This window comes from Pedobacter psychroterrae (genome assembly GCF_004331695.1).
Classification (GTDB): domain Bacteria; phylum Bacteroidota; class Bacteroidia; order Sphingobacteriales; family Sphingobacteriaceae; genus Pedobacter; species Pedobacter psychroterrae.
Genome location: NZ_SJSL01000005.1, coordinates 110,470 through 135,310 on the forward strand (window position 1 = coordinate 110,470; position 24,841 = coordinate 135,310).

General features: G+C 41.6%; 26 protein-coding genes and 4 tRNA genes. 12 read left to right on the forward strand and 18 right to left on the reverse strand.

From position 1 onward, the window contains the following. Positions 1-13: 13 nt before the first annotated feature. From trpB to EZ437_RS16580, 6 genes are all read right to left on the reverse strand, one after another. Positions 14-1,195 (reverse strand): tryptophan synthase subunit beta, encoded by a 1,182-nt coding sequence (trpB, locus tag EZ437_RS16555; protein WP_131597188.1) that lies wholly within the window; start codon positions 1,193-1,195, stop codon positions 14-16. After that, positions 1,192-1,824, reverse strand: coding sequence for a phosphoribosylanthranilate isomerase (locus EZ437_RS16560; protein ID WP_131597189.1), 633 nt, complete (start codon positions 1,822-1,824; stop codon positions 1,192-1,194). The genes trpB and EZ437_RS16560 overlap by 4 nt, the downstream gene beginning before the upstream one ends. Then, positions 1,824-2,813: an anthranilate phosphoribosyltransferase gene (gene trpD, locus EZ437_RS16565; protein WP_131597190.1), complete on the reverse strand. Its 990-nt coding sequence runs from the start codon at positions 2,811-2,813 to the stop codon at positions 1,824-1,826. Before trpD ends, EZ437_RS16560 begins: the two co-directional genes overlap by 1 nt. A 237-nt stretch (positions 2,814-3,050) precedes the next feature. Continuing rightward, a complete protein-coding gene (locus EZ437_RS16570) occupies positions 3,051-3,866 on the reverse strand; it encodes an SDR family oxidoreductase (RefSeq protein ID WP_131597191.1) in 816 nt (271 codons plus the stop codon). Positions 3,867-3,871: 5 nt separating this feature from the next. Beyond that, positions 3,872-4,489: a recombination mediator RecR gene (gene recR, locus EZ437_RS16575; protein ID WP_131597192.1), complete on the reverse strand. Its 618-nt coding sequence runs from the start codon at positions 4,487-4,489 to the stop codon at positions 3,872-3,874. A gap of 62 nt (positions 4,490-4,551) precedes the next feature. Beyond that, on the reverse strand, positions 4,552-5,034 hold the full coding sequence (locus tag EZ437_RS16580; RefSeq protein WP_131597193.1) for a CHRD domain-containing protein: 483 nt from the start codon (positions 5,032-5,034) through the stop codon (positions 4,552-4,554). 372 nt (positions 5,035-5,406) lie between these two features. Between EZ437_RS16580 and EZ437_RS16585 the strand changes: the two genes are divergently transcribed. Beyond that, positions 5,407-6,045 (forward strand): DUF6266 family protein, encoded by a 639-nt coding sequence (locus EZ437_RS16585; RefSeq protein ID WP_131597194.1) that lies wholly within the window; start codon positions 5,407-5,409, stop codon positions 6,043-6,045. A 39-nt stretch (positions 6,046-6,084) separates the two neighbouring features. Then, a complete protein-coding gene (locus tag EZ437_RS16590) occupies positions 6,085-6,309 on the forward strand; it encodes a helix-turn-helix domain-containing protein (RefSeq protein ID WP_131597195.1) in 225 nt (74 codons plus the stop codon). 40 nt (positions 6,310-6,349) lie between these two features. On the opposite strand, the gene EZ437_RS16595 is transcribed toward EZ437_RS16590, so the two are convergent. The 4 genes from EZ437_RS16595 to EZ437_RS16610 all read right to left on the reverse strand — a co-directional run bounded on the left by EZ437_RS16595 (position 6,350) and on the right by EZ437_RS16610 (position 8,877). Next, a complete protein-coding gene (locus EZ437_RS16595) occupies positions 6,350-7,399 on the reverse strand; it encodes a hypothetical protein (RefSeq protein ID WP_131597196.1) in 1,050 nt (349 codons plus the stop codon). Between the two features lie 448 nt (positions 7,400-7,847). Continuing rightward, positions 7,848-8,078 (reverse strand): hypothetical protein, encoded by a 231-nt coding sequence (locus EZ437_RS16600; protein WP_131597197.1) that lies wholly within the window; start codon positions 8,076-8,078, stop codon positions 7,848-7,850. Beyond that, complete coding sequence (locus EZ437_RS16605) at positions 8,078-8,287, reverse strand: hypothetical protein (protein ID WP_131597198.1); 210 nt, start codon at positions 8,285-8,287, stop codon at positions 8,078-8,080. Before EZ437_RS16605 ends, EZ437_RS16600 begins: the two co-directional genes overlap by 1 nt. Positions 8,288-8,358: 71 nt before the next feature. Next, positions 8,359-8,877 carry a DUF892 family protein gene (locus tag EZ437_RS16610; protein ID WP_131597199.1) on the reverse strand — a complete coding sequence of 173 codons (519 nt, stop codon included), beginning with the start codon at positions 8,875-8,877 and terminating at the stop codon, positions 8,359-8,361. A gap of 298 nt (positions 8,878-9,175) precedes the next feature. Between EZ437_RS16610 and EZ437_RS16615 the strand changes: the two genes are divergently transcribed. Together EZ437_RS16615 and EZ437_RS16620 are read left to right on the forward strand one after the other, a co-directional pair. Further along, the gene (locus EZ437_RS16615; protein WP_131597200.1) at positions 9,176-10,225 is read left to right on the forward strand and encodes an endonuclease/exonuclease/phosphatase family protein; all 1,050 of its coding nucleotides are present in this window, start codon (positions 9,176-9,178) and stop codon (positions 10,223-10,225) included. Between the two features lie 63 nt (positions 10,226-10,288). Beyond that, entirely contained in the window at positions 10,289-10,549 is a 261-nt protein-coding gene (locus EZ437_RS16620) for a hypothetical protein (protein WP_131597201.1), read from the forward strand. Here EZ437_RS16620 and EZ437_RS16625 read toward each other — a convergent pair. Beyond that, on the reverse strand, positions 10,544-13,264 hold the full coding sequence (locus EZ437_RS16625) for a GH116 family glycosyl hydrolase (RefSeq protein ID WP_131597202.1): 2,721 nt from the start codon (positions 13,262-13,264) through the stop codon (positions 10,544-10,546). The genes EZ437_RS16620 and EZ437_RS16625 overlap by 6 nt on opposite strands. 178 nt (positions 13,265-13,442) lie before the next feature. Here EZ437_RS16625 and EZ437_RS16630 point away from each other — a divergent pair, with 178 nt between their 5' ends. Together EZ437_RS16630 and EZ437_RS16635 are read left to right on the forward strand one after the other, a co-directional pair. Further along, positions 13,443-14,921 carry a sodium:solute symporter gene (locus EZ437_RS16630; protein ID WP_131597203.1) on the forward strand — a complete coding sequence of 493 codons (1,479 nt, stop codon included), beginning with the start codon at positions 13,443-13,445 and terminating at the stop codon, positions 14,919-14,921. Positions 14,922-14,939: 18 nt separating this feature from the next. Continuing rightward, positions 14,940-15,647, forward strand: coding sequence for an LOG family protein (locus tag EZ437_RS16635; protein ID WP_131597204.1), 708 nt, complete (start codon positions 14,940-14,942; stop codon positions 15,645-15,647). Here EZ437_RS16635 and EZ437_RS16640 read toward each other — a convergent pair. From EZ437_RS16640 to EZ437_RS16650, 3 genes are read right to left on the reverse strand one after another with little or no spacing between them, the layout of a single operon-like run. Next, positions 15,644-16,234 (reverse strand): DUF502 domain-containing protein, encoded by a 591-nt coding sequence (locus EZ437_RS16640; RefSeq protein ID WP_131597205.1) that lies wholly within the window; start codon positions 16,232-16,234, stop codon positions 15,644-15,646. The genes EZ437_RS16635 and EZ437_RS16640 overlap by 4 nt on opposite strands. A gap of 29 nt (positions 16,235-16,263) precedes the next feature. Continuing rightward, positions 16,264-18,720, reverse strand: a complete 2,457-nt coding sequence (locus EZ437_RS16645; protein WP_131597206.1) for a bifunctional UDP-N-acetylmuramoyl-tripeptide:D-alanyl-D-alanine ligase/alanine racemase — start codon at positions 18,718-18,720, stop codon at positions 16,264-16,266. A gap of 15 nt (positions 18,721-18,735) precedes the next feature. Then, a complete protein-coding gene (locus EZ437_RS16650) occupies positions 18,736-19,422 on the reverse strand; it encodes a substrate-binding periplasmic protein (protein WP_131597207.1) in 687 nt (228 codons plus the stop codon). A 146-nt stretch (positions 19,423-19,568) separates the two neighbouring features. Between EZ437_RS16650 and EZ437_RS16655 the strand changes: the two genes are divergently transcribed. The 4 genes from EZ437_RS16655 (at position 19,569) to EZ437_RS16670 (ending at position 20,533) form a co-directional block, all read left to right on the forward strand. Beyond that, on the forward strand, positions 19,569-20,057 hold the full coding sequence (locus EZ437_RS16655) for a regulatory protein RecX (protein ID WP_131597208.1): 489 nt from the start codon (positions 19,569-19,571) through the stop codon (positions 20,055-20,057). A gap of 132 nt (positions 20,058-20,189) precedes the next feature. Then, positions 20,190-20,262 (forward strand) — tRNA-Gly (locus EZ437_RS16660). A 69-nt stretch (positions 20,263-20,331) separates the two neighbouring features. After that, positions 20,332-20,416: transfer RNA gene (locus EZ437_RS16665), tRNA-Leu, on the forward strand. A gap of 44 nt (positions 20,417-20,460) precedes the next feature. Next, positions 20,461-20,533, forward strand: a tRNA-Gly gene (locus tag EZ437_RS16670). Between the two features lie 231 nt (positions 20,534-20,764). Here EZ437_RS16670 and EZ437_RS16675 read toward each other — a convergent pair. Continuing rightward, entirely contained in the window at positions 20,765-21,412 is a 648-nt protein-coding gene (locus EZ437_RS16675; protein WP_131597209.1) for a peptidylprolyl isomerase, read from the reverse strand. Between the two features lie 159 nt (positions 21,413-21,571). On the opposite strand from EZ437_RS16675, the gene EZ437_RS16680 reads away from it, so the two are divergent. Next, a tRNA-Cys gene (locus EZ437_RS16680) sits at positions 21,572-21,645 on the forward strand. A gap of 225 nt (positions 21,646-21,870) precedes the next feature. Here the strand turns inward: EZ437_RS16680 and gloA2 are convergent. From gloA2 to EZ437_RS16695, 3 genes are read right to left on the reverse strand one after another with little or no spacing between them, the layout of a single operon-like run. Next, positions 21,871-22,254 carry an SMU1112c/YaeR family gloxylase I-like metalloprotein gene (gene gloA2, locus EZ437_RS16685; RefSeq protein WP_131597210.1) on the reverse strand — a complete coding sequence of 128 codons (384 nt, stop codon included), beginning with the start codon at positions 22,252-22,254 and terminating at the stop codon, positions 21,871-21,873. Between the two features lie 12 nt (positions 22,255-22,266). Further along, positions 22,267-23,289: a WD40/YVTN/BNR-like repeat-containing protein gene (locus EZ437_RS16690; RefSeq protein WP_131597211.1), complete on the reverse strand. Its 1,023-nt coding sequence runs from the start codon at positions 23,287-23,289 to the stop codon at positions 22,267-22,269. Beyond that, the gene (locus tag EZ437_RS16695) at positions 23,289-23,711 is read right to left on the reverse strand and encodes a DUF2147 domain-containing protein (protein WP_131597212.1); all 423 of its coding nucleotides are present in this window, start codon (positions 23,709-23,711) and stop codon (positions 23,289-23,291) included. Before EZ437_RS16695 ends, EZ437_RS16690 begins: the two co-directional genes overlap by 1 nt. 52 nt (positions 23,712-23,763) lie before the next feature. On the opposite strand from EZ437_RS16695, the gene EZ437_RS16700 reads away from it, so the two are divergent. Beyond that, positions 23,764-24,840, forward strand: a complete 1,077-nt coding sequence (locus EZ437_RS16700; protein ID WP_131597213.1) for a phosphotriesterase family protein — start codon at positions 23,764-23,766, stop codon at positions 24,838-24,840. Position 24,841: the final 1 nt, after the last annotated feature.

The window sequence follows — 24,841 nt, forward strand, 5'->3', positions numbered from 1 at the left end:
TATTCTGTCGTCATTATAAATTAAAATATTTCATATAGGTATCCATGTCCTTGTCGCCGCGACCAGATAAACATACCACTACATTCTCCCCGCCTTTAAATTCCATCTTTTCAAGATAAGCCAGTGCGTGCGCACTTTCTATGGCAGGAATGATACCTTCCATTTGGGTAAGGAGCAAGCCTGCCTGCAAAGATTCGTCATCTGTGATCGAGACATATTTGCCCCTTCCTGTCTTAAACAAATGAGCGTGTTGCGGTCCAATACCTGGATAATCCAGCCCGGCTGAGACAGAATGCGGTTCTACCACCTGTCCGTCATGCGTCTGCATCAATATGCTTCTGCTGCCATGAAGTACCCCTTCTTTGCCCAAAGTAGTTGTAGCAGCAGAAAATCCGCTGTCTACGCCCCTGCCTGCAGCCTCAACAGCAATCAGCTTTACCTTTTCATCATCAATAAAATGATAAAACATCCCCATGGCGTTACTCCCGCCACCTACACAGGCCAGCACATAATCGGGCTGGTCGTTACCAGTTTGTTCTATCAGCTGTTTCTTGGTTTCTTCAGAAATGATGGATTGAAAAATACCCACCATATCAGGATATGGATGCGGGCCAACTACCGAGCCAATGATGTAATGGGTGTCTACCGGATTATTAATCCAGTCGCGCATGGCTTCGTTGGTTGCATCTTTCAGTGTTTTACTTCCCGATGTAGCTGGCACCACTGTAGCACCCAGCATCTTCATCCTGGCCACATTAGGTGCCTGACGTTTGATATCTACTTCCCCCATATATACCACACACTCCAAGCCTCTTAATGCACATACCGTAGCAGTAGCCACCCCATGCTGACCTGCACCGGTTTCGGCAATGATGCGCTTCTTACCAAGTTTTTCCGCCAGCAGGATCTGCCCGATGGTATTGTTTATTTTATGCGCCCCGGTATGGTTCAGGTCTTCCCGCTTTAAAAAGATATTGGCATTGTATTTTTTCGATAAGCGTTTTGCCAGGTATAAAGGCGAAGGCCGTCCTACGTAATCTTTAAGCAGCTGATGAAATTCCTTTTGAAAATCGGCATCATTAATTATGTTAAGGTAGTTCTGTCTCAGTTCTTCCACATTTGGATACAGCATTTCAGGGATATAAGCCCCGCCAAAATCACCATAATATCCTTTTTCATTTACAAAATAACTCATTTTCTATTTTTAAAATCGTTCAATTTATCGATGTTCTTTAATCCGGGTGCTACTTCAAACTTACTGTTGATGTCTATCGCAAATAGTCTGGGATCTTTAATTTTATGCAGTTCGTCTATGCTTTCAGGGCCAATACCACCGCTTAAAAAATAAGGTTTGGTCAGTTTATAACCATCCAGCAAGGACCAGTCAAATGTCTTTCCCGAGCCACCATGTTGCGGTGTCTGTGTATCAAAAAGAAAATAATCAACTTCTGTTTCATAGGCATCCAATACTGCGAAATCAAAGCTTACATCAATTCCAAAGGCCTTGATTATTTCAATCCCGTAGTCAGCGAGGAGCTCCCGCAATTCCCTGCAATACGCTGCAGACTCCGATCCATGCAGCTGCACTACGTTTAATCCATACAGTGTAGCAAGTTCCGCTATCTTTACCAGTTGCTCATCTACAAAAACACCTGTCCTCTTAATCCCAGCCGGCAGATCTTTCACAAAAGACGGCAAGAGTCCGTCTACATATCTTTTAGAAGGCTTATAAAAAATAAACCCCAGATAATCCGGCTGCAGGCCCACTACCTCCAAAATATTGGCAGGGTCCTTCATTCCGCATATTTTTAACTTTACATCCATTACTTTCCTGTTAGTTTATTAAAGCTGTTCAGGGCCTTTTTATTCATCAGAGACGCTTCAGCTTCATAATAACAATCTGAAAATGATTTAGTGTCGTCAATCGTTTGGATTGCGAGTGCAGCGTTACAAAGCACCACATTTCGCTGTGCTTCGGTACAAGTACTATTTAACACTTCCATAAAGATCTTAGCAGAAGATTCTACCGTATCCCCACCCTTTATGGCCTGCTCATCGATCTGTTCAAAACCAAGTTCCGAAACGGTGCGTAATGCCTCTCCTTTCTTACTAAAGGTCTTAAAATCACAAGTTAGCGATACTTCATCAAAGCCGTCTACGGCATGCAATATGGTATAGTTCTTATCCGTGTCTTGATACAGATAAGCATAGATCCTGGCCAGTTCCAGGCTAAAGACCCCTACTATCTGGTTTTTTGGCTGGGCAGGGTTTACCATTGGGCCCAGCATATTAAAAAATGTTTTAACCCCAAGTTCCTTACGGATAGGTGCTACAGTTTTCATGGCCGGATTGAACAATGGCGCATGGATAAAACAAATCCCGGCAGTGTCCAAACTACGTTTTAAGGTATCCTGATCGTTAGTAAACGTATAGCCTAGGTATTCAATCACATTTGAGGAACCACAACCTGATGACACACCATAATTACCATGTTTGGCCACTTTATACCCAGCCCCTGCTACTACAAAAGAAGCAAGCGTAGAGATATTAAAAGTGTCCTTACCATCCCCACCCGTGCCGCAGAGGTCTACCAGTTCAAATTCAGAAAAATCCAATTTCAGGCATAGATCAAGCATCGCATCGCGAAAACCCTGCAACTCGGCAACGGTGATATTGCGCATGCCATATGCAGTAATAAAAGCAGCTATCTGCGAAGGATTAAACTCGCCCAAGGCGATAGAAGTCAGAATTTTTCTGGCTTCTTCCCTGCTAAAGGTTTTGTTTTCAAATAGGTGGTTCAGTATCTTCTTCATATTCGTATCTCTCAAAGGAGCGGTTCAAAATGTTGTAAAACAAAAAAGGTTGCCCTAAGCAACCCTCAAAATATTTTTATTAATAAAAAACGTTTTCAATACAGGGTTACACTACGCTACCGCGTTGTGCCACCACCAGTTATTAAGTCCGTTTGTAAGTATCATTTCAGCAAATATGGAATTGTTTTTGCAAAGCAGCAAATGTTTTATTAAAAAAATTGAAATTTCTAACCTGATTTACTTTATCAGTGCATTTTTCTCCTTAGTAAAGTGTTTAAATACCAGCATATCGGCCAGTGCAGGCAGTAGTTTGTTTATCCAGACCGTTAATTTTCCTTGTGCGGTCATTACCAGTGTACGCTTTCTGGCCGCTATTCCATCTACAATTATCGCCGCTACGGCTTCAGCAGACATCATTTTGCCCTCCTCCATACTTGTTTCTCCATGCGCATGCCCGTCACTGGCGAGTGCAGCCACACGGATGTTGGAGCTGGTAAAACCAGGACAGGCCACCATAACATGTACCCCGGTTTTTAGCAATTCTGTCCGCAGCGATTCCATAAAGCCATTCATCGCAAATTTAGATGCCGAATAACCTGTTCGCCCAGGCAAACCTCTGTAACCTGCTATAGAAGAAACACCTATGATACTGCCTTTTGTCTTCAATATCTCCGGCAAGGCATATTTGGTACAATAAACCGTCCCCCAGAAATTCACATCCATCAGGTTCTTTAGCACAGACAGATCCGCATCGTTAAACAATGCACGCATAGATAATCCTGCATTATTTACCAATACATCTATTTTACCAAACGTGGATAATGCTTGTTTGATCAGCGACTCACATTCGTCTTCTTTGCTTACATCTGCCTGAACAGCCAGGGCTTTGATATCAAATCTTTTTTCCAGATCAGCAGTAATCTCACAGAGTGTCACATATTGCCTGGCAGCAAGTACTACATTGGCCCCACGCCTGGCAAACTCTTCTGCACATGCCTTTCCTATACCTGAAGATGCACCGGTGATGATGACTACTTTATTCTTAAAATCCATCCTGATTATCTAATTATTGAGGTTTCATAAGGTACACGGGTGACTATTGAGCGCCCGAGTGTGATCTCATCTGCATACTCAAGCTCGCCACCAAAGGCAATGCCGCGGGCAATGGTGGTAATCGGTATCTGAAAATCTTTGAGCCTTTTGTACAAATAGAACAGCGTAGTATCTCCTTCCATCGTAGCGCTTAATGCCAGGATCACTTCCTTAACGGGTGTGGTAGCTACCCGCTGCACGAGCGAATCAATGAATAGATCGGAAGGCCCTATGCCGTCCATTGGCGATATCAAACCTCCCAGCACATGATAAACCCCGAAATACTGTGAAGTATTCTCGACTGCCATCACATCCCTGGTGTCCTCTACCACACAAATGATTTCTTTGTCCCGCTTATTTCCGGTACAGATCTCACATACGTTATGATCAGAAATATTGTGACAAATATTGCAATGTTTAATCTCTTTTCTCAACCTGATGATTGCATTGCCAAAATGTTCTACTTCTTCCTGCTCTTTGTTTAGCAAGTGCAGCACTAGTCGCAATGCAGTTTTTTGTCCCACACCGGGCAGCTTAGAAAATTCGCCGACCGCGTCTTCAAGCAATTTGGAAGAAAAGTTCATCCTGCAAACTTAGATAAATTTGGGGCTTAAAGCAATTTTATCCAGCCTGGCTTCCCTCAGCTCTAAAATTTAATATTGCCTCTTAATTCTCCAGCTGCTATAGTTGAACTGTGAATATTCAAATACCACTTTCCAGCCAGCAACTGGTTGATTTGTGTTTCAGTTAATACAGGTGTCACTCCTGATATACTTCCTGAACTGGTAGTGGTGAATCCACTAATAGGGATAACCACTCCAGAGCTTTTAGTATCTGATCCGTCTTCAGCACCGTGAAAATGCATATTTGTAGTTGTTGCGGCAGCAGACCCAAGCTGCCAGGAAAAGCTGTAAGTAACAATCTTAGTTTCAGGATCAAATACCACGTCTCCCATACCGGTGCCAGTACTGGCGTTAGCAGGGACTTCCTGCGAACCAGAAAACATCACATGGGCTTTCTTTTTAAGGTCAACGGGTGCTTTTTCTTTTTTACAAGACTGCAAAGAGAAAAGCAATAATACAGCTACAGCAAGTGCCATAGAAATCCGGGTGAATGAAATTTTTTTCATAATGAATAAGGTTTATAAATGATAGTACGTGGGAACCTGTCAGGAGGTTGCCTTTGCCTGTTCGATAAAATGGAAGTTTATATAAGCCAGCCTCAATACAGCGGTTGTATTTGATTAATTGATCTAATTTACACATTTTGTCATAAAACTTTCATATAACGCGCAGCCTTATTTTTTTCCTTTTTACATTCTGTTTGTGCTTTAGCTGACACCCTTTGAGGTTCGGACGAGCTTCGGGCCAGCTTCGGCTCAGGTTCGGGCCAGGGTCGGAAATACCCGACTGTGATCCGACGCTGGCCCGATGGTGGTTCGTTGCTCGTGCGAAGGCAAGACGTACACAGATAAAAGACAAATAGAGCATAAATAAAAAGTATGGCACGTTTAAAAAGTGGATTATTGGGAGGAATCTCCGGAAAAATTGGCGATGTAATCGGTTATATCCGATATGGCAAGGCTTATGTAAAAATGAAAACCATTAAGCCTAAAAAGGAAGCCAGCCCGGCGCAACTGGCAGAACGGGAAAAGATGAGGGTAGTTAACAGGTTCATCAACAGCATGACGGAATTTGTGCGGATCGGATTTACGCTGGAAGCTGCTGGCAAGACACATTCCGCAAATGCAGCGGCAAAATCTTATCAGATGCGAGCGGTTACTGGAGATTATCCCGCTCTTGAGATAGATTATCCTCAGGTGCTGTTGTGTAAGGGGCAGATTGATCCGCCAGTTGATGTGCCAGTTGTTGTGATGGCTACTGGTTTGCAGTTTAGCTGGGAGCTAATTCAGCGGACATCGGTCTATCATAAGATTAGCAGGGTGATGCTGTTGGTGTATGCTCCTGCGCTTGATAAATCCTTTTACACTTTGAGTGGCGCCAGGATTATGGAAAAGACAGATTTTCTGGAGCTGCCGATAGGTTTTAAAAACCAGCTGCTTCATCTATATGTGGCATTTCATCGTGACAATAAGAAGCAGATCAGCAATAGTACGTATGCGGGGGTAATTAATTATTAGACGGGCATGGTCAGGTGTTTATTGATAATTATTGCGTTAATGCGGGAGTTCCTGCAGCTTTGGAAAGCGCATCAGGAGGAAATGAGAATGGCAGCATTGAGAGATCCTCTATTGAATAGCGAGACGACGAAGTTTATGTTGCAGGTAGGTGAAAGGACGCTGTACAACTATGTAGCCCAGGGTAAGCTGACTTGTGAGAAGCGAGGCCAGGCAAATTTTTATTTGGAGTCCAGTGTGCTGGCGTTGATGAGGAAATCCCGATAAATCTCAGCAGCGCTATCGTTAAAAAATAAAGCGAAATGATTTAGTTTAACTTATTAATCTCCTTAAGAGCTTGTTCTATATCAGGTGGAAGGCCACTTGGTGTTCGAGTGTTGCCGGTTTTTTCATTTAAGGCAGCTTTAATGACTGGGTTACTAATCTTTTCTAGCTCAACACCTAGGCCAGTGAAATTATACCTTTGTAAGGTATCGGCATAATCTTCCTTTAAAAAAAATAACAAATATTCTCGGACAAACTGATTAGGGTAGTTTTTGATAAAGAGAACCATCTCATGGAGCAGCTGTTCTGTCTCTAATTTCCGAAATTTGATCTCTGCTAAATGCCCGAAGTACATGGCTATAGCACCCTCTATATTTAAGGAAAGCGCTGTGTCACTCGGACTGATATTTTTCGAGCTAAAATATAGATCAAGTTTTTTAGAGAAATCTTCGAGCTGCGCTTTATTTGCTTTAGCAAAGTTGTCCTCATAATACCTGAGGCTAAATAGTTCACGGACAAAGTCATCTTGCTCGGATTGGCGAATGATATCGCTATTGTATCCCTGGTGCAACAAATATGACTTACTATATCTCCATTGTGCGTCATGATACTTCCTTAAATCATCATAGAAGGAAATAGCGCTACTTTTATATTTACTATCGGACAGTTTTGGAATGAGAATACCTTCCATACTCTTTGTTCGACCAGGTGATTTGAACATCAATGCTTGCGAATAAATATAGTTTTCGAAATGAAGTCCAGTTGCGATTAACGTATCTCTTTCTTTTCCCGGGTCTCGAATATATCGATAGTCCAGCTTAACGTCATCCCCAGGCGTAATGTAAATCGGGCGTTCGTTTACATAAAGTATCTTGGGGGTCGTTCCAAAATAGGTAATGACATAGTTGTTGTTTTCTCCCTTCTTCACCTCGTAATTGACGTCACGCCTTATGACTGATCTGTCTTTTATGATCATTAATCGGCCCTTTTCAGCTTTTATGGTAACAGTAGTTACATTATCACGAGATTGGGCAAATACGCAAACCGAGAGAGAAAAAAGACTTACAATTATTTTTCGAACTTTAAACTTCATAACTGATCAATTGCCGATAAATCCGGGATTATTAAACTGCAAGGTGGCTACCATAATAATAACGGTAACAATTTTGTATTCCTCCGCAGTATTTTTCCAAAACAATAAACAAAACAGGAGTTCCGATTGAAGTATAATAGAGCATAAACATGTAGTTGTTCGGTTGATTATGCTAAATCTAGCAAAAAAATGCGAATAATAATTTTCTTGGTTGTTTAAAATATAAAGTAAAGAAGTACGAATGTTAAGTAATCTGAATTTCAGTTTTAAATCATATAATATCGGTCGATTTTTTGCCCGCTAAGAGCTGTGCCACTCGGCCTGATTGTCTACTGAAATAAGGCCCACGAGGAAGTGACTGAGCAGAAAAAATTACTTATAACAGAGGTTGATTGGCTTTGAAAATTTCTGTTTCGAATGAGGAGATGATGACGGCGAGAGGATCATTTTATATTTCACAGGCATAGATCTGCTGGCCAATTTCTTCCGCAAACCATAAAGGCAACTGGCCAAATCCATTCCAATAAATCCCGGCAGCAGTAATCTCAGGATACAAATCTGCCAATACCTTTCCAAAATGACATACCCTATAAGTGCCGTCCTCCATCGGCAATACCGTGAGGCTCATGCCGGAGGCTTGGATCTTATAGGGTTCTATGTCATAGTAAAAGGCTTTCATCACATATTGTGTTCGGTAATCAATTCACCAACCTGCTGTACAAAACCATCCTCCAGTTCATCCTGGGTAGCCCACTTCACCTGATCACCATCAGGCTCGGGGAATATCACGCCCACTTTATTTTCGCCGTCCATGATCCGGTACAGGCCGTTTTCAAGCGGCTCAATTCTAAAACGATCTTCTAATAACTGTATTTCAAATGATTCCATAGTAAGTAAATAACAACAAAGGAAGGTTTAGGTTTTATTCGCCTTATAAAAGCTGCATATATCATTCAACATCAGTCTTCCTTAGCACCTTCTGCACCTTTTATTGCCGGGTACAAAATGTTTTGCTCAATCTGGCTGAAATAACCGGCTGAATTTCTAATTTCCTCGCAACTCTGTTTTAGCAATCCGGCAGCATCGGCTCTCAGCCCGCTAGCCATTACATCCAAAGTGCTATAAATCGCAACCCTATGGTAAGTGATCTGTTTAGCAAGACTAATGATCTGGATGTCTTTGTACAATGATTGCTGTTTTTTATACCCGCAAACCTCTTTTCCCATTGACAGAAAAACTTCATCAACTTGCAGGCACTCCCTTACCGGACGCAATTTCAGCTGCTTAAACAAAAGTCGCAAACGCTCCGTTTGTTGATCAAACTCATTCCTTGCCGGAGAAAGCACCGTACCCAACTCTGCCGTTACTGCGAGCCCGGAGAATTGCTCGAAAAGTTTAGCATACTTCAGCTCAGCCGCCAGGCTGGGAATCAAGAGTGCTTCAAACGCATCTTTAAGATTGTTAGGGGGAGTTTTCATGTTTCATGAACAGCGCCGGACATAAAATGTTCTTCATCCCCCCGATATGAGTATAGAAACAGTGATTCCCTTTCTGCTTCACCGGAAAATTGCCGGAAAACATCGGAAACAACCTATTGATTATTAAATAATTACAAATATGTTTTTACATTTGATCCGTTAACAGCGTTGAGCATAAAAAGTTTTCATCAGAACCAGCAGTGACTAAAATCCTGAAGTACTGGCTGTACAATGTAATATAACCTCTGGGTTTTTATTACCTTTATCCTGATCAAACAAACGATTCTAACACGTATTTATGCAGCAGGTACTCTTTTATTCTTCTATAACCATCATGCTGTTTACGCTTATACCATTTATCCGTCATGATTTCTGGATATTCAGGGTTTTTGAATATCCAAGGCTCCAAAAGCTGACCCTTAATGCCGTACTTCTGGTGCTCAACCTTTGGTTTCTGCCAACAGATCTTCTCCAAAAAATAGCTTTAGCAGGCTTAGCCATTAACTTTAGTTACCTTATCTATCTAATTTCTCCATTTACCTTTCTGGGTAAAAAGCAGGTTATCTCCTCGCTTAAACAGTACAATACAAACAACATTTGTTTGCTGATCGCGAATGTCTATCAGGACAACAGGCAAAGTGAGGATTACCTTAAACTGATCAAAAAATGCGATCCGGACGTGTTGCTCATGGTAGAGACCAATCATTGGTGGCAACAGCAGATAGACGTGATCGGAAATACTTATACATATCAGTTGAAAATCCCGTTGGAAAATACTTATGGGATGCTCCTCTATTCCAAATTCGAAACCAGGGATGGAAAGATCAACTTTTTGGTGGAGGAGGATATTCCTTCCATGGAATTGGAAGTTAAACTGCCCTCCGGTCAATGGGTAAAGCTTTATTGCCTCCATCCAAAACCGCCAGTACCACAGGAAAATCCAAGATCAACTGAAAGAGATAAGGAAATTTTAATGGTTGCCGAAAGGGCAAAACACTGCAAATTACCGGTTATCGTAATGGGCGATCTCAACGATGTTGCCTGGAGTTATACGACCGAACTATTCGGAAAGGTCAGCGGACTGCTTGATCCCAGGAGAGGACGCGGTTTTTTCAACAGCTTTAACGCCAGATACTTTTTTATGCGTTTTCCACTGGATCACATATTCTGTTCTTCTGATTTTTCACTTTCCGGAATCAAACGCATGAACAGTTGCGGTTCGGATCATTTTCCCATGTGCTTAAACCTGCAATTTGATCCGCAGGCTGAAGAATCGAACAATCAGCCTGTTGTGGAGCAATCAGACCTGGAACAGGCCAATGAAAAAATCAATGAGCCAACCAATTGAAAACTGCATTAAAATAAAACCATAAGGTCTTTTATCCGTTAATAGGTTGACTAACAATTTCACATGGAAAAAACACAAATAACGATCAGTTCAGACTTACAAAAATTCATCAACAAATTTGAACCCAATAAGTTTAAATTATTGGCTAAAGGAATCGAGATCAGGGGTATCGGCGACTTGCATAGGAACATCACTCGTGCTAAAGAGTTGATCGAAAAAATGAAACTTAAACTTGTTGTGTTGCATGACGCGGAAATGATCAGTTATGGTGGCTTTGAAGTCAATAACATAATGCCAAATAGCAGTTCGTTTGACCAGCTATGAAAAAGTAATATTTAAGCTTTCATTCGTCTTTATATTGATCTTCTTATTAGCAGTAATTCTCAATTCAGCGCCCTTCTGATTTAATTGAACCGGAATATTTTGAACACCTAGCATCACTGAAACCGACTTTACAGCGCCTGAACCTATTTTACTGAAAGCCAGTTCCTGCAATTGCAGATCGCCATATTTTAAATTGATGCTGTGCAGCTGCTTGGCTCCGTTTTTTTTCTGTGTATAACTGCCCCAGCCATTTGCCGATGTAAAAGGGGCTTTAAAATACTCTGGATTCCAGGCTGGTGAGAATTTGATATAGCCTTTGGGGCCATGATACTCAAATCCGCATGCGTTGATAAACGTCCCATAGCTAGCCATGGCCCTGGCATAATGGTCACTACACTCAATCTCATTGAATGGGTTTCTTTTGGCCGCATGATACCTGTCGTGTATCGACCGGGTAAGGATCAGACTTTCCTCTACCATACCTTCGGCCATCAAATGTGCTGCTACCTGATGCTCAAATCCGCTCATGCATTCATGAAAGTACCCCAACTGCCAGCTTACGTTTTCTCCGAATGGTTTAAGCTCGTTATGTGGATTCGTATTCATGACCATCCCTCCTTCACCAGGTAATGCATATGGCCTGCCACCTATATGGGTTTTGATATAAGGGCCTACATCAGTGGTAAAATTATATTTCCATAACGCTTTTAGAGCAGCGATTGCTTTATCCTGACTCAATACCCTGGGCAAGCCTACCTGAAAAGCCCAGCTCTGACCATACACCTGATCTATATGGCAGGTATTGTAAGAACCCAGTTCTTTACGACCCTGAACCTTATCAGGGCGATGAATAAAGTATTCTCCATTAAAAAGTTCCTGTTCCATATTCTTACGGCCATTGGCTACATAAGTCTGGCAGGTTTGGGCAAATGAAGTGTCATTCATTTCCTCTGCCATGGCCTGACCGGCCCTTGCCGCTGCAATGCAAAGGCCCACGATCCAGGCAATTTCACCTTGCCATACTGCATCCAGCGTATTCTCCATGGGCGTATCGGTCATACCGTCACCATTCTTATCCTGGTCCAACATGAACTGTATAGCCTTTTTAATTTTTGGCCAGTTGGCTTGCAGAAAGGTAACGTCTGTGCTCATTTGGTGCTCGCGGTAAAACCTAAGAACAGTGCCCGCCTGTCCGTCAATAGCCGGCCTGCTTTCATTTTCTGCACGAAATATAATAGCGCCACTGTCTTCTTTAAACCCAATCCCCAAATCTACACGGTGTCTTAAATCGCGTTCCAGTTCAGGGAATATTCTCGCGACGGCGTGTGCATATTGCCATACATGCGTACATGTTCCTGCACAGGCCCCCACCCCTTCCCAGCTCCAGAACCTGCCGTCAGCAAAGCGATAGGTATTGGCGGTAGCCAGTGTATCAATATTTATAAAAGTACGCTCCAGGAACCAGTGAGGAAGCGTAGCATCATTCCAGGTCTTGACCCACAACTCGGTGTTCTTTGTCAGCTTCTCAAAATTTGACTGCAGGTAGGAACTCACTGCTCCGGCATCCTTAAATCTTACAGCATAATGAAAACCCTGTTCTGCATTCTTAACAATTTTCTGAAGCTGAACATTGGCATTATTGAAATGCCAGCTGATTGAATAATCGGCTTTAACCGATTTTCCTGGACTAAGTGCTTCAGTTACTTCAATCCCCCCGACCAGTTTTTCAGGTGCATCGGCATATGCTGAAGTGGTAACAGCAGTGTTAAAGTGCTTGTCTGCAACCGGCCATGGGTCAAGGCTAGCATATGTTTTACTTTTCGCATTATGCAGTGTAAAACACATTGTGCCGCTATCCTGCGCATTTTTCAGCTCGTCAGTAGCTGCTTCAAACGAAGAAAAGATGCTTTTTGAATTTTCAGCTTTTGAGACCTCATTTCTTCTTCTTCCAGTGTTAATTTTTCCGGTCAGCTTATTGGCGCCGTTTTCCATCCAGCCCAATACGGAAACACTTATATGGCTGTTGGTGGTATTCTTTATTTCTAATCGTAAAATGGTACTGGGTAAAGCCGAATTCTCTGCGTCCAGAGGAATAAATGGGGAATATACCTTCAGTTGTACTTCCAGGGGGAAATCCCTGCTGCTGTATTGTATAGTAGCTATTGGATAGGCCGGTTTAAAAACAATTTCGTCCCAGTGCGCCTCGCTTAATTCTTTAATAAACGTCTTGCCATTGACTACAGCTTTGACCGCAAAACCCTGCTCCAAAATACGCTTATTATTAGCAATAGCTGGTTCAATATAAGCAGAGCCATCCCTGGCACGAATTTTCCGCACCTCTGTCCCGTCATTCCAGTTCACCGTTTTGGGCTCTATTCCTTCCTGGGCACCCTCAAAAGTCTCGTTATAGATTTGCCATAACCAGAGCCTGCCGTCACCTCCAACATACACCGTTCCGGCGTGAAGACCGCCGACTGGCATCCCAATATATTTAAATTCATTCTTGCTTTTAAAATAAGCCGTTTCTTCCCCTCTGGTGTAAAGCGACCTCGCCCATTTAGGATCTATACCTTTATTTTCGGGGATATTATGAAGCGGATATTCCAGTGCAAAGACACTATTAGCCCATACAGGGAACTGTAAAGCTGTCAGGCCAGCTGTAAAAAGGCTGGCCATTTTAATAAAGTCTCTTCTGTTTGAGCGCTGTTGATGCATATCAAAATTCTATATTTCTAAGTTACCATTTTATACTTCATTACCTCCTTCTTCGTCACGATTCCTTCGGTTTAGCTGCGATCGGGTGTATTTGAGATGATGAAAAGCCAAAACCTGAAAATATCTGAATGAAAACTCGGGAGGGTTTCTTACATTTAGCTCAATAACCTTATACGATATGAGCCCGATCATACTTTTGTCTTTTCTTCTTGGCTATTTTACCTTGCTGATAGGCGTAGCTTATTTTACGTCAAGGAACCATTCAGACAATGCATCTTTTTTTATTGCGAACCGAAACTCCAAATGGTACCTGGTTGCCTTTGGGATGATAGGTACTGCGCTTTCGGGTGTTACCTTTATTTCTGTACCGGGGGCTGTTGGGAAAAGTGAATTTGGTTATTTTCAATTCATACTGGGCAACGCAGTCGGTTTTATCATTATAGCCACTGTCCTATTGCCCTTGTACTACCGCCTGAACATCATCTCTATCTATACCTATTTAGAGCGCAGGCTTGGATTCTGGAGTTATAAAAGCGGCGCGGTAATCTTCTTGATCTCCCGTACCATTGGCTCAGCATTCAGGCTATACCTGGTAGCCATCGTACTGCAAAAATTCATCTTTGATGCCTGGAATATTCCTTTCTGGCTTACCATTGTCATATGCCTGGTACTCATATGGGTTTATACACATAAAGGAGGATTAAAAACGATCATCATAACCGACACACTGCAGACTGTATTTTTATTGCTTTCAGTGGTGCTTTCCATCATTTTTATTGCCAGGTCCTTAAACCTCGATCTGGCCGGCACTTTTGAGGCTGTCAAAACGAGCAGCTATTCCAAAATATTTTTCTGGGAAGATTTTATGGGAACCAAAAGCCATTTCATCAAGCAGTTTCTTGGCGGAATTTTTGTAACCATCGCGATGACAGGCCTGGATCAGGACCTGATGCAAAAAAACCTGAGTATGAAAACCATTGGCGAAGCACAGAAAAACATGTTTACCTTTACGCTGATCTTTGTGATCATGAACATCTTCTTCCTTAGTGTAGGTGCTTTGCTATATATATTTGCGCAACAAAATGGCATAGACGTAGCGGCAATGAAAACGCCTGACCACCTGTATCCCGAAATTGCGCTAAACTATCTCAACGTAGTGCCGGGGATCATTTTTATGCTCGGATTGACGGCGGCAACTTTTGCTACTACAGATTCTGCATTGACAGCGCTCACTACCTCTTTCTGTGTGGATTTCCTGCATTTTGATAAGAAGGCTGATCAGAATGATCCTAAATTAGTAAATCAAAGACATTTGGTACATGTTGGTTTTTCTGTACTGATGGTGGCAGTGATCATGATTTTTCGACTGGTCAATGATGATTCTGTAGTCAACGCCATTTTTAAAGCTGCTGGTTATACCTATGGACCATTGTTAGGTCTGTTCGCATTTGGCATGCTTACAAAACGGGCTGTAGCGGATAAACTGGTGCCTTATATCTGTATCCTATCGCCAATTTTATGCTACATCATAGATATAAACTCATTGAGCTGGCTCAGCTATATCCTGGGTTTTGAACTGATCATATTAAACGGACTAATTACATTTATACTCCTTTGGGTAACGGGCAAGCATTCCCTCACCCAAACTAAATTCTAATACAATAATACCAACAGCATGACAAGTGAAGAGAAAATAAGAAGCGCTTTTGAAAATAAAAACTGGCAGGAAATCAAAGTAACAGACTCCTGGCAAATCTTTAAAATAATGGCCGAGTTTGTAGACGGGTTTGAAAAGCTCGCAAAAATAGGCCCCTGCGTATCCATATTTGGTTCTGCAAGAACAGCAGAAACCAATAAATATTATGAAATAGCCGTAGAATGCGGACGTTTACTCACCGACCGCGGATATGGTGTGATCACCGGTGGTGGACCCGGAATTATGGAGGCCGGCAACAAAGGTGCCCATATGAATGGTGGTAAATCTGTGGGCCTTAATATAGATCTTCCTTTTGAGCAGTTCCATAATAAATACATTGATAATAATAAGCTTCTTGAATTTGATTACTTCTTTATACGCAAGGTAATGTTCATGAAGTATTCACAAGGATTTATTGTACTGCCCGGCGGAATGGGCACCATGGATGAAATGTTTGAGGCGCTTACCCTGATACAAACCGGAAAGATTGCCAGGTTCCCGATAGTACTGGTAGGCAAGGAATATTGGGGCGGACTGGTAGAATGGATCACCAAAACTATGCTGCACACTGAGCACAATATTCATGAAGAAGACCTAAACTTGTTCAGACTGGTAGATACAGCTGAAGAAGCTACACAGCATATCTTTAGGTTCTACGAGAAATATGTGCTGAAACCAAACTTCTAAAAATGACTTACGCCTCCTGAAACCACTAGTTTCATAGCATCCGCTGCACTGATATTCAGTGGTTTGATTTTCTCGTTTTTAACTACGTATACCTGTCCGGCAAAGGAATAGGAAAAAGGAAAATATACAATGGATTCTCCTGGAAGTCCGATGGAGCTTAGGTCACTCTGTGTTAAAAAACCAATGCGTTTCAGATCGCCTTCTACCTCTACCAGTACAGGACTGTTAAACTTCTTTTCATCGCCAACAAAAGCTTCAGTAAGGTCCTTAATGGATGAATAGATGAACTTCAGGATAGGCAGACGGTCTAAGGTGCGCTGAAACCAATTGTACATCGGCTCGGTTACAAAGTTCGTTACAAATATTCCTGCTATTAAAATGATGGAAATAACCAGGAACAGGCCAAGTCCCGGAATGTTTCTACTAGCGCCTGTATGTGGATCTACCCCTAAGATATTGTTTACGTTGAGCCAGCTGTCAACCGTAGTTACCGCCCAAATCACGATAAAAATGCTCAGAGCTATAGGTAATACAATCAATAGTCCTTTGATCAGGTACCTTAAGAAAGCGCTTCCAATTCTATTCATGATGCAAACTTAGGTATTTTAACCAAAATCTATTCATAAAAATAAACCCGCTTTACCCGCTGGGAGATATTAGTCAGGATTTCATATGGAATGGTATCAATCTGATCAGCCAATTGTGCAATGGTCAGGCTGCCATCAAACACAATCACCTCATCCCCTGTTTTCACTCCCAATCCAGTTACATCCAGCATACACATATCCATACAGATCACGCCTATTGTAGGCACCAGGTTATCGTTTACCAGCATACACCCTACTCCATTTCCAAATTTACGGTTGTAACCATCCGCATAGCCGATTTTAACTGTCGCTATTGTCCCGCCTTCTTTTAAAGCCCCTCTCCTGCTATATCCAACAGTTTCATTTGGCTTGATATGCTTAACCTGGGTCACTGTAGTTTTTAAAACAGCTACGGTCTGCAGGCCTTTATTATTGACAAGTCCTCCGTCAAAACCATACAGACCTATTCCAATCCTAACCATATCCAACTGGGCTTCAGGATGTCTGGATATACCCGATGTATTCGAAATGTGCCTGATAAAAGAACTATCCAGTTCCTGAGCTATCCTATCAGCCATAGTGGTAAAACGGGTCAGCTGATGCGCCGTAAATTCGTCGTGCTCCTTACTGTCACTTGCTACCAGATGAGAAAAAACAGATATTACTTTCACCTTATGCATATCATTCAACAGCACAGTAAGATCAGTTAAGTCTGTCTCTTCAAAACCCAATCTGTGCATTCCTGTATCTATTTTAATATGCACCGGATAGTCGTATTCATTGTCTCCCAAAAAGCTGATAAAGCTTTTTAAGATGTCAAGATTATATATTTCTGGTTCCAGTTTATGCTTGATTATCGCATCAAAGCCCGAGGACTCGGGGCTCATCACCATGATAGGCATGGTAATGCCCGCCTTTCTTAATGAGACACCTTCGTCTGTATATGCTACTGCCAGATAATCGACTTTATGGTATTGCAATAAATTGGCAATTTCAAAACTTCCGCTGCCATAGGAAAAAGCTTTTACCATAGCCATCACTTTTACTCCCGGCTTTAGCTTACTGCGGTAGAACTGAAGATTTCCGGCCAATGCATTGAGGTCTATCTCCAATACTGTATCATGGATCTTTTGGGTGATCAGTTTGCTGATCCGCTCGAACTCAAACCGCCTGGCACCTTTAACCAAAATGGTCTCATGACTAAAAGAAAGCGAAGGAAAATTATCAATGAAATCCTGTGTGCTTTCAAAAAAGACCGTTTCCATCTCAAAAAGTCCTGCAGAAGCAGTAATATGAGGGCCTATTCCAATTAATCTATGCAAATTTTTCTGTTTCAGCAAGGCAGCGATCTCAGCGTACAATAGCTCATCCGCTTTGCCTGTCTCGTATAAATCAGATAATATAAGTGTTTTTTTTGGATGCTGGTTCTGCAGGTTTAAAAAATCGAGTGCTATAGCTAGTGAAGAAATATCCGCACTGTAAGAATCGTCGATCACAGAACACTGATTGATACCTGTTTTTAGCTCAAGCCGCATGCTCACCAGGCTGAGCTTTTCCAACCGCAGATCAGCCTCCGTTGGACTATAGCCTAATGCCAGTAAAGTAGCCCAACAGATGATGCCATTTTCCAGTGAAGCCCGGTCCCTAAACGGGATCAGACACTCTATTTCTATGCCCTTATACAAAGCACGCACATAATTTTTACCTTCTATAGGCTCAATAAAAAGAATTTTAAGATCGGCATTATGCAGGTAGCTCCAGGAAAATTTGGTTTTCCCAGGCAGGTCGTTGATACTTATTCCTTCTGTATATTCAGGCGAATAAATAAGCATCTCTGCACCTTCAAACAGCTTTAACTTTTCCAATAGCTTTTCTTTGCGGGAGGAGAAACCTTCGGCGTGCGCCTCCCCAATATTGGTTAAGATGCCAATCGTAGGATCAATAATGGTTGCCAGGCTATCCATCTCTTCCGATTTGGAAATTCCAGCTTCAAATATCCCCAGCGTATGTTCTTCTTCTATCTGCCATACTGACAAAGGAACTCCGATTTGCGAGTTAAAGCTTTTAGGACTCCGGATGATATTAAAATCTGCGGCAAGCAACTGATACAACCATTCTTTAACAATTGTTTTACCATTGCTCCCTGTAATGGCCAATACCTTTAGTCCGTATTGCGCCCGGTTGTATCGCGCTAAAATCTGCAAAGCAAGCAATGTATCCTCAACGAGCAAAATATTTGCATCCTGAAACTGTTTGACAAATTTTACATCGCTGATCACAAAGTTCCTGATCCCGGCATCGTAAGCCTCATTCAGAAATTGATGTCCCTCCCGCTTGGCGGTTAATGCAAAGAACAAAGATTCCTCAGGATCTATGACACTCCGGCTATCGATAACCAGCTTGGCAATGGTGGAGGGGCTACTGATGAATGATTGTGCACCTACAACTTCTGCAATAAGGTCAATTGAATAACTGGCATGGCTCATGCCTCAAAATTAAGCTTAAAATTGGATATCGGTAAACCATTTTTTGTAAATGGTTTGATATACGCCATTTTCTTTGAGCAACGTAAGCACCTCATTAAATTGCTCCTTAAGATTTACATCTCCTTTTTTCATTGCAATGGCATATTGGGAGTCGGTATTGGGAAGATAAAGACCCACTTTCAGCTTTTTGTTTTTTTGAAGAAACCCTCCGGCTATAGGGGAATCATCAATCAGCAGATCTATCTTACCTGCCTGTAATTTACGGTAAAGTTCTTTATTGGTTTCTGCATGAACCATATTGTTTCCCGGGAAATTGGCATGAACATATTTCTCCGCTTCAGTAGCTTCTCTTATGCCGATGGTCTTATTTTTAAGGTCACTGATACTTCTCAAGGTGTCTGCTTCTTTAATAACAGCACATAACCTGAAGTGCAAGTATGGATTGGTGAATTCAAGGATGTGCCTGCGGGATGGGGTAACAGTGACTGCAGAACAGATCAGGTCAAGCTCCCCTTTAAATAATTGCTCGAGGATATTTGACCATAAAGAAACTTCATATATCACCTCAAAATCAAGATGCTCAGTAATGGCTTTCATTAAATCAACTTCAAATCCTTCAAAATTCTCAGAATCATAATCTGAGTGCATTGGAAATGGCGCTGCAGAGTCTAATCCGACTTTTAAAACTTTTTTTGAACCCATAAATATGGAGAAGTTAACTTAATGATTCTCGATTGATGGTAAAATTACATTTTTTAGCAATAAATTAAGAATTAATCAACATTAAATATCATCATCATCAGGATTTTTAAATACATTCATCAGGGATTTTGTAATATTGTACCTAATTGGAACCAGAAAAGAAACATATCGTTAAGCTTGACAGGAGAGCTGCCCTGGCCAAGGCAGAGCATTATTGTGCGTATCAGGAGAGATCACAGCAGGAAGTCCGCAATAAGCTTTATGAATGGGGTTTATGGTCGTCCGATGTAGAAGAGCTGATAGCTGAACTGATCCAAACAAATTTCTTAAATGAAGAACGGTTTGCAATGGCTTACGTATCAGGGAAATTTAACATAAAAAAGTGGGGAAAGATAAAGATCAAGCAGGGTCTGAAGTTAAAAAGAGTGCCTGATAAAATGATTTTGAACGCATTGAAATCAATTAACTATGATAATTATCTAAATACAATTAAGCTTGCTGCAGAGAAAAAACTCAATGTGATTACAGAAAAAGACCCTTATAAGAAAAGATATAAGCTTGTCTCCTACCTACTGAGCAAGGGATTTGAAAATGATTTGATTACGGAGGTATTGAAAGACAACGACTTACCTTAAGCCCTTCACTTTTATTAAAAATAACTTGACGTTAATCTAAAAGTATTTATATTTGCAATCCCAAACGGAACAAGGTTAATTAGTTTTAACAGCGCCCGCCAAAGGAAAACATTGGATAATGTGGATACCAATGCGAAAGTAGCTCAGTTGGTAGAGCACGACCTTGCCAAGGTCGGGGTCGCGAGTTCGAATCTCGTCTTTCGCTCTTGATACATTCCTTACCAGGATGTATTTGATAAAAGATTAATCAAATCCGAATTTTTGGATAGATTATGCTCAGATGGTGGAACTGGTAGACACGCAGGACTTAAAATCCTGTGACCTTAAAAGTCGTGCGGGTTCGATTCCCGCTCTGAGTACAACCCGAAATTTCTCTATAGAAACAACGGGATTTAATACCAACGCGAAAGTAGCTCAGTTGGTAGAGCACGACCTTGCCAAGGTCGGGGTCGCGAGTTCGAATCTCGTCTTTCGCTCTAAAGCCTTCCTCCAAGAAGGCTTTTTTTGATAAAAACCTTCACTTATTACTTATAAACATATAACATAGAAAACAGAAGTGTTTTTTCTATAAAAAATGTTTCGGGATTTGGTATCTGTCTTTACCTCGTCTCAGAGATCGTTCGGAAGGTATTGGTTCAACCTTTTACTTCGATCTGGAAATCAGTAAACGTGAAACAGGGATTATCACAGTAAGATGAAATACGCCGCTATCTCCTATTTTTCTTAATCGTCTTAATATTAAACAAAACTGGCTCCAAAGGGAGATCATCTTTATTGGTCTGAACAGAATTGATTGCTTCCGCAACGTCCATTCCTGTTATAATTTCTCCAAAGACGGTATAATCACCATCAAGGTGCGGCGTACCACCGATGGTTTTATAGACTTCACGTTGTTTTTTTGAAAATTTACTGCCTTTTCTTTTTTCAATAGCATCCAACTGTGCATCTGTATGAATTTTACCAGCGACAAAGTAAATTTGATTGATGTACGAGCTTTTTTCAGGATTGTCATTTCTTCCGGCACCAAGTGCCCCTTTTTTATGAAACAAAGCGGTATCAATTTCAGCTGCTACTCTTTTTAAAGGTAATTCAGGATGTTGCTTTTCCCTTTCAAGGATAGATTCATCCAATTCTCCTGCCTGACTCACAAAAGATTTAATAACCCGGTTAAACAGTGCATCCCTATATAAGCCACTTTTTATACTGCTCAGAAACATATCCCTATGCTTTGGCGTTTTGTCGTAGAGCATTACGGTAATCTCACCCTTACTGGTTGTAAATTTTACCAGTCGGCTTTGTGCGCCTGCATGATAACTGAACAAAAGGGAAAATAAAAAAATGGTAAGTAATTTCATAATGGTCAGATTAACTGGCGCTAATATATTAAAGAAAGCTGCCACTACTATAGAAAAAATCCACATAAAATATTTTTAAAATAAAGTCTATTAATTTAATAGACTTTATTTATATTTGTTTCAGCAAAGGCAACCATTGCAATGCTAAATACGTTATATAGTCATGTGGCCGAGTGGTTAGGTAAGGGTCTGCAAAACCTTTGACGGCGGTTCGAATCCGCCCTTGACGTCCAGTTCAATTTCTATATTGTCTGATCTTTTAGATGTTTGGTTAGATCTAAGTTTTGTTTAAATGAGCCAGGTTGGATGACCTGGCTTTATTTTTTTGGCCGATTATTGCAGAAGGAATTAAAAAAAAACGGAGATACAGCAATCCGCCATATCCCCGCTATCTAAATTAACGCTCTCACATATATAGACGATGATATGCTTATTTTATTGTATATCTCGTGAAAAAATTAAATTTCGTAAAATTCTATGGGCAGCTGATCAGGATCGGCAATAAAGGTAAAGCGTTTACCTGTAAATTCGTCTGTTCGGACGGGCTCTGCGGTTACCTGTTTTTCAGCCAGTTCTGCAATTACTTTATCCAGGTCATCTACATCAAACGCTAGATGCCTCAAACCTGCTGCTTCGGGTCTGGAGGGTCTGTCCGGAGGGTCCGGAAAAGAAAACAGTTCTATAATGTAATTTCCGTTTACTGCCAGGTCCAGTTTGTAAGACTTTCGCTCTGCCCTGTATACTTCCCTGATGATTTCCAGCCCTAATACATCCGTATAGAAAGCCTTGGAGATCACATAATCTTTGCAGATGATTGCGATATGATGAATTTTATTGATCATAAACCCGAATGATTAAGGACCGATCAGCAGCTGGTATACCTCGCCCCTATTTCCTGCAAGAAGTATCAGTTTTCCTGCTTTACTCTTCTGAATTACATTAAAATTCAGATCGGAAATATTGTACCAGTTCATTCCGCCGTCTGCAGATACATCGGTACCCGATGATCCTGTAGCGACCAGGGTTTTCTGATTGATATAGGTCACACCTGAACGATAACCGGCAACTGGTCTTGCGGGCTTCTTCCATGTTTTCCCTCCATCAGTTGTCAGCAATACATTATTTGCACTTTGCTTATCCTGAAGATAGTTTCCGCCTACCACAACACCATGCTTTTTGTTGTAAAAGGCCATGGAGAAAACTCCGGTACTGCTTTCACCCTGAATGATAGGGCATTTAAAATTCCTCCAGGTATATCCGTAATTACCGGTGAAATAGATATTGGATACGGAACCTCCTGTGGCTATCCATGCAAGGCCTTTTCCATGTGTCCTGATGGTAGTGCCACTAGCCGCAAAGCCAGCCTCTCCTACTTTAAGTTCTGTTTTCAGGTTTCCGGAGACATCCTGCCAGTTCAGTCCGCCATCTTTGGTTTTGAGCAACTGCATTTTGTGATCGATAGGATCGCCGAAGATCATGCCGTTCTCTGCGTCCCAAAAATCCATACCATCCAGAAATATAGCTGAATCTGTATTTTTGTAACATTCCTTCCAGCTTTTGCCTCCATCTGTAGTCAGCAGCACATAGGCTGGCGAACCTGCGTTTACGACCACCGCCTTATTGCCGTCAAATGCTTCTATATCTCTGAAATCAAGTTTTTCATAGCCGGCAGGCTTCGTCCATTGCCAGGTCATACCCCGGTCTGTTGTTTTACCAATGGAGCCGTTACTGCCACTTACCCAGGCGATTTCATCTGTAACAACAGACATGCCTCTTATACTGGTATTTTCACCTGAAGTAAGTGGTTTGAGGTGATAGCTTTGCGCATAGCTGTTTATGGAAAGCAATAAAAGACAATAAATAATGTATTTTTTCATTATTTTACCCGTTTCCAGACCTCAGATCTGCCGATTAAAGATATACCTATGTAGCCTCGCATACTGAGCTCCCCATTGCTTTTGATGGACATATTGCAACTGTAAGTCTTACCCGACTTAGGGTCATATATAGTTCCGTCAGTCCATTTACCATCGTCATAAACGAAATTTTTCAGGATCTCCATGCCTAAAATAGGTTTAGACCTTAAACTGGCTTCAGGATTCTTCAGATCTGTTTTCAGTGTTCCTTCTGTTCCTTTAGGATCTTTGATCCACACGAGTTTGCCAAAGTATTTATCACTTCTTTTTGTAATAGCTATATGCGCTTCTCCGGTTGAATTGATCCATTTCCCGAGAATAGCATCCTTGTTTTGGGCCATAGAAGAAAGGGAAGTGAGCAATAGCAGTAATAAATATCTCATAGTAATAGATTAGTCCTGATAAAACTAATAAACTTTTTGCTATATTTCATAAATGAACAGGCGGAAATTCATTTCTTTATCCGGTATTGCTGGCATTACTTATCTATATCCACAGGCGCTAACCGGTGCCGGGTTATTTCAACCTGCAAATGAAGATTTTATTGTTACTGTAAACGGCGCAATAGGTATCAACCAGCTTGGAGTTACTTTAGCGCATGAACACATCATCACTGACTTTGCGGGTGCAGAAAAAAATCTAATCCCCATTTATACTGACAATGAGGCAATCAGAAAGCTGCTACCCTACCTGCTTGAATTAAAAAAAACCGGTGTTAGCAGCATCGTTGAATGTACTCCTGCCTATATTGGTCGAAATGTAATACTGTTAAAGGCGCTTTCGCTCGCCAGTGGCTTACACATGGTTACCAATACTGGTTATTATGCCGCAGTCGGACATAAATACCTGCCAAAACATGCATTTATTGAACGTGCTGAACAGATTGCGCAAAGGTGGCTCAGCGAATGGCAAAATGGAATAGACGGTACAGGCATTCGTCCGGGATTTATCAAGCTCGGTGTTGACGCAGGACCATTAAAAGAAATTGAGAAAAAAATGATTCGGGCGGCGGCCATTACCCATGCCGGCAGTGGCCTGAAGATCTTTATCCATACCGGAGATGCCGCAGCTGCAAGAGAAGAAGCTGCAATACTAGTTAAAGAGGGTATAGGACATGAAGCAATGATCTGGGTACATGCCCAAAATGATGTGAGCGGGGATACGCAGATCGAACTGGCAAAGAAAGGCTGCTGGATCAGTCTCGACGGTGTAAACGAACAAGCCAGCTCACTGGATAAATATACCGGCTTTATCACCCGCATGAAAAGAGAAGGATTATTGCACAGGCTGCTCATTTCCCATGACGATGGCTTCAGTGTAGAAAAAGCAGGCAACCTCAGTGTTTTCAATCCCTATCAAAATGGAAATACCTACCCTTACAGTTCCCTGTTCACTAAATTAAAATCCGCTTTGCTACAAAAAGGGATAACCCAGCAGGAGTTTGACAACATCATTACTAAAAATCCTGCTGAGGCATTAAAAATTAAAATCTGCAAAGCAGCTAAAGGCTAAA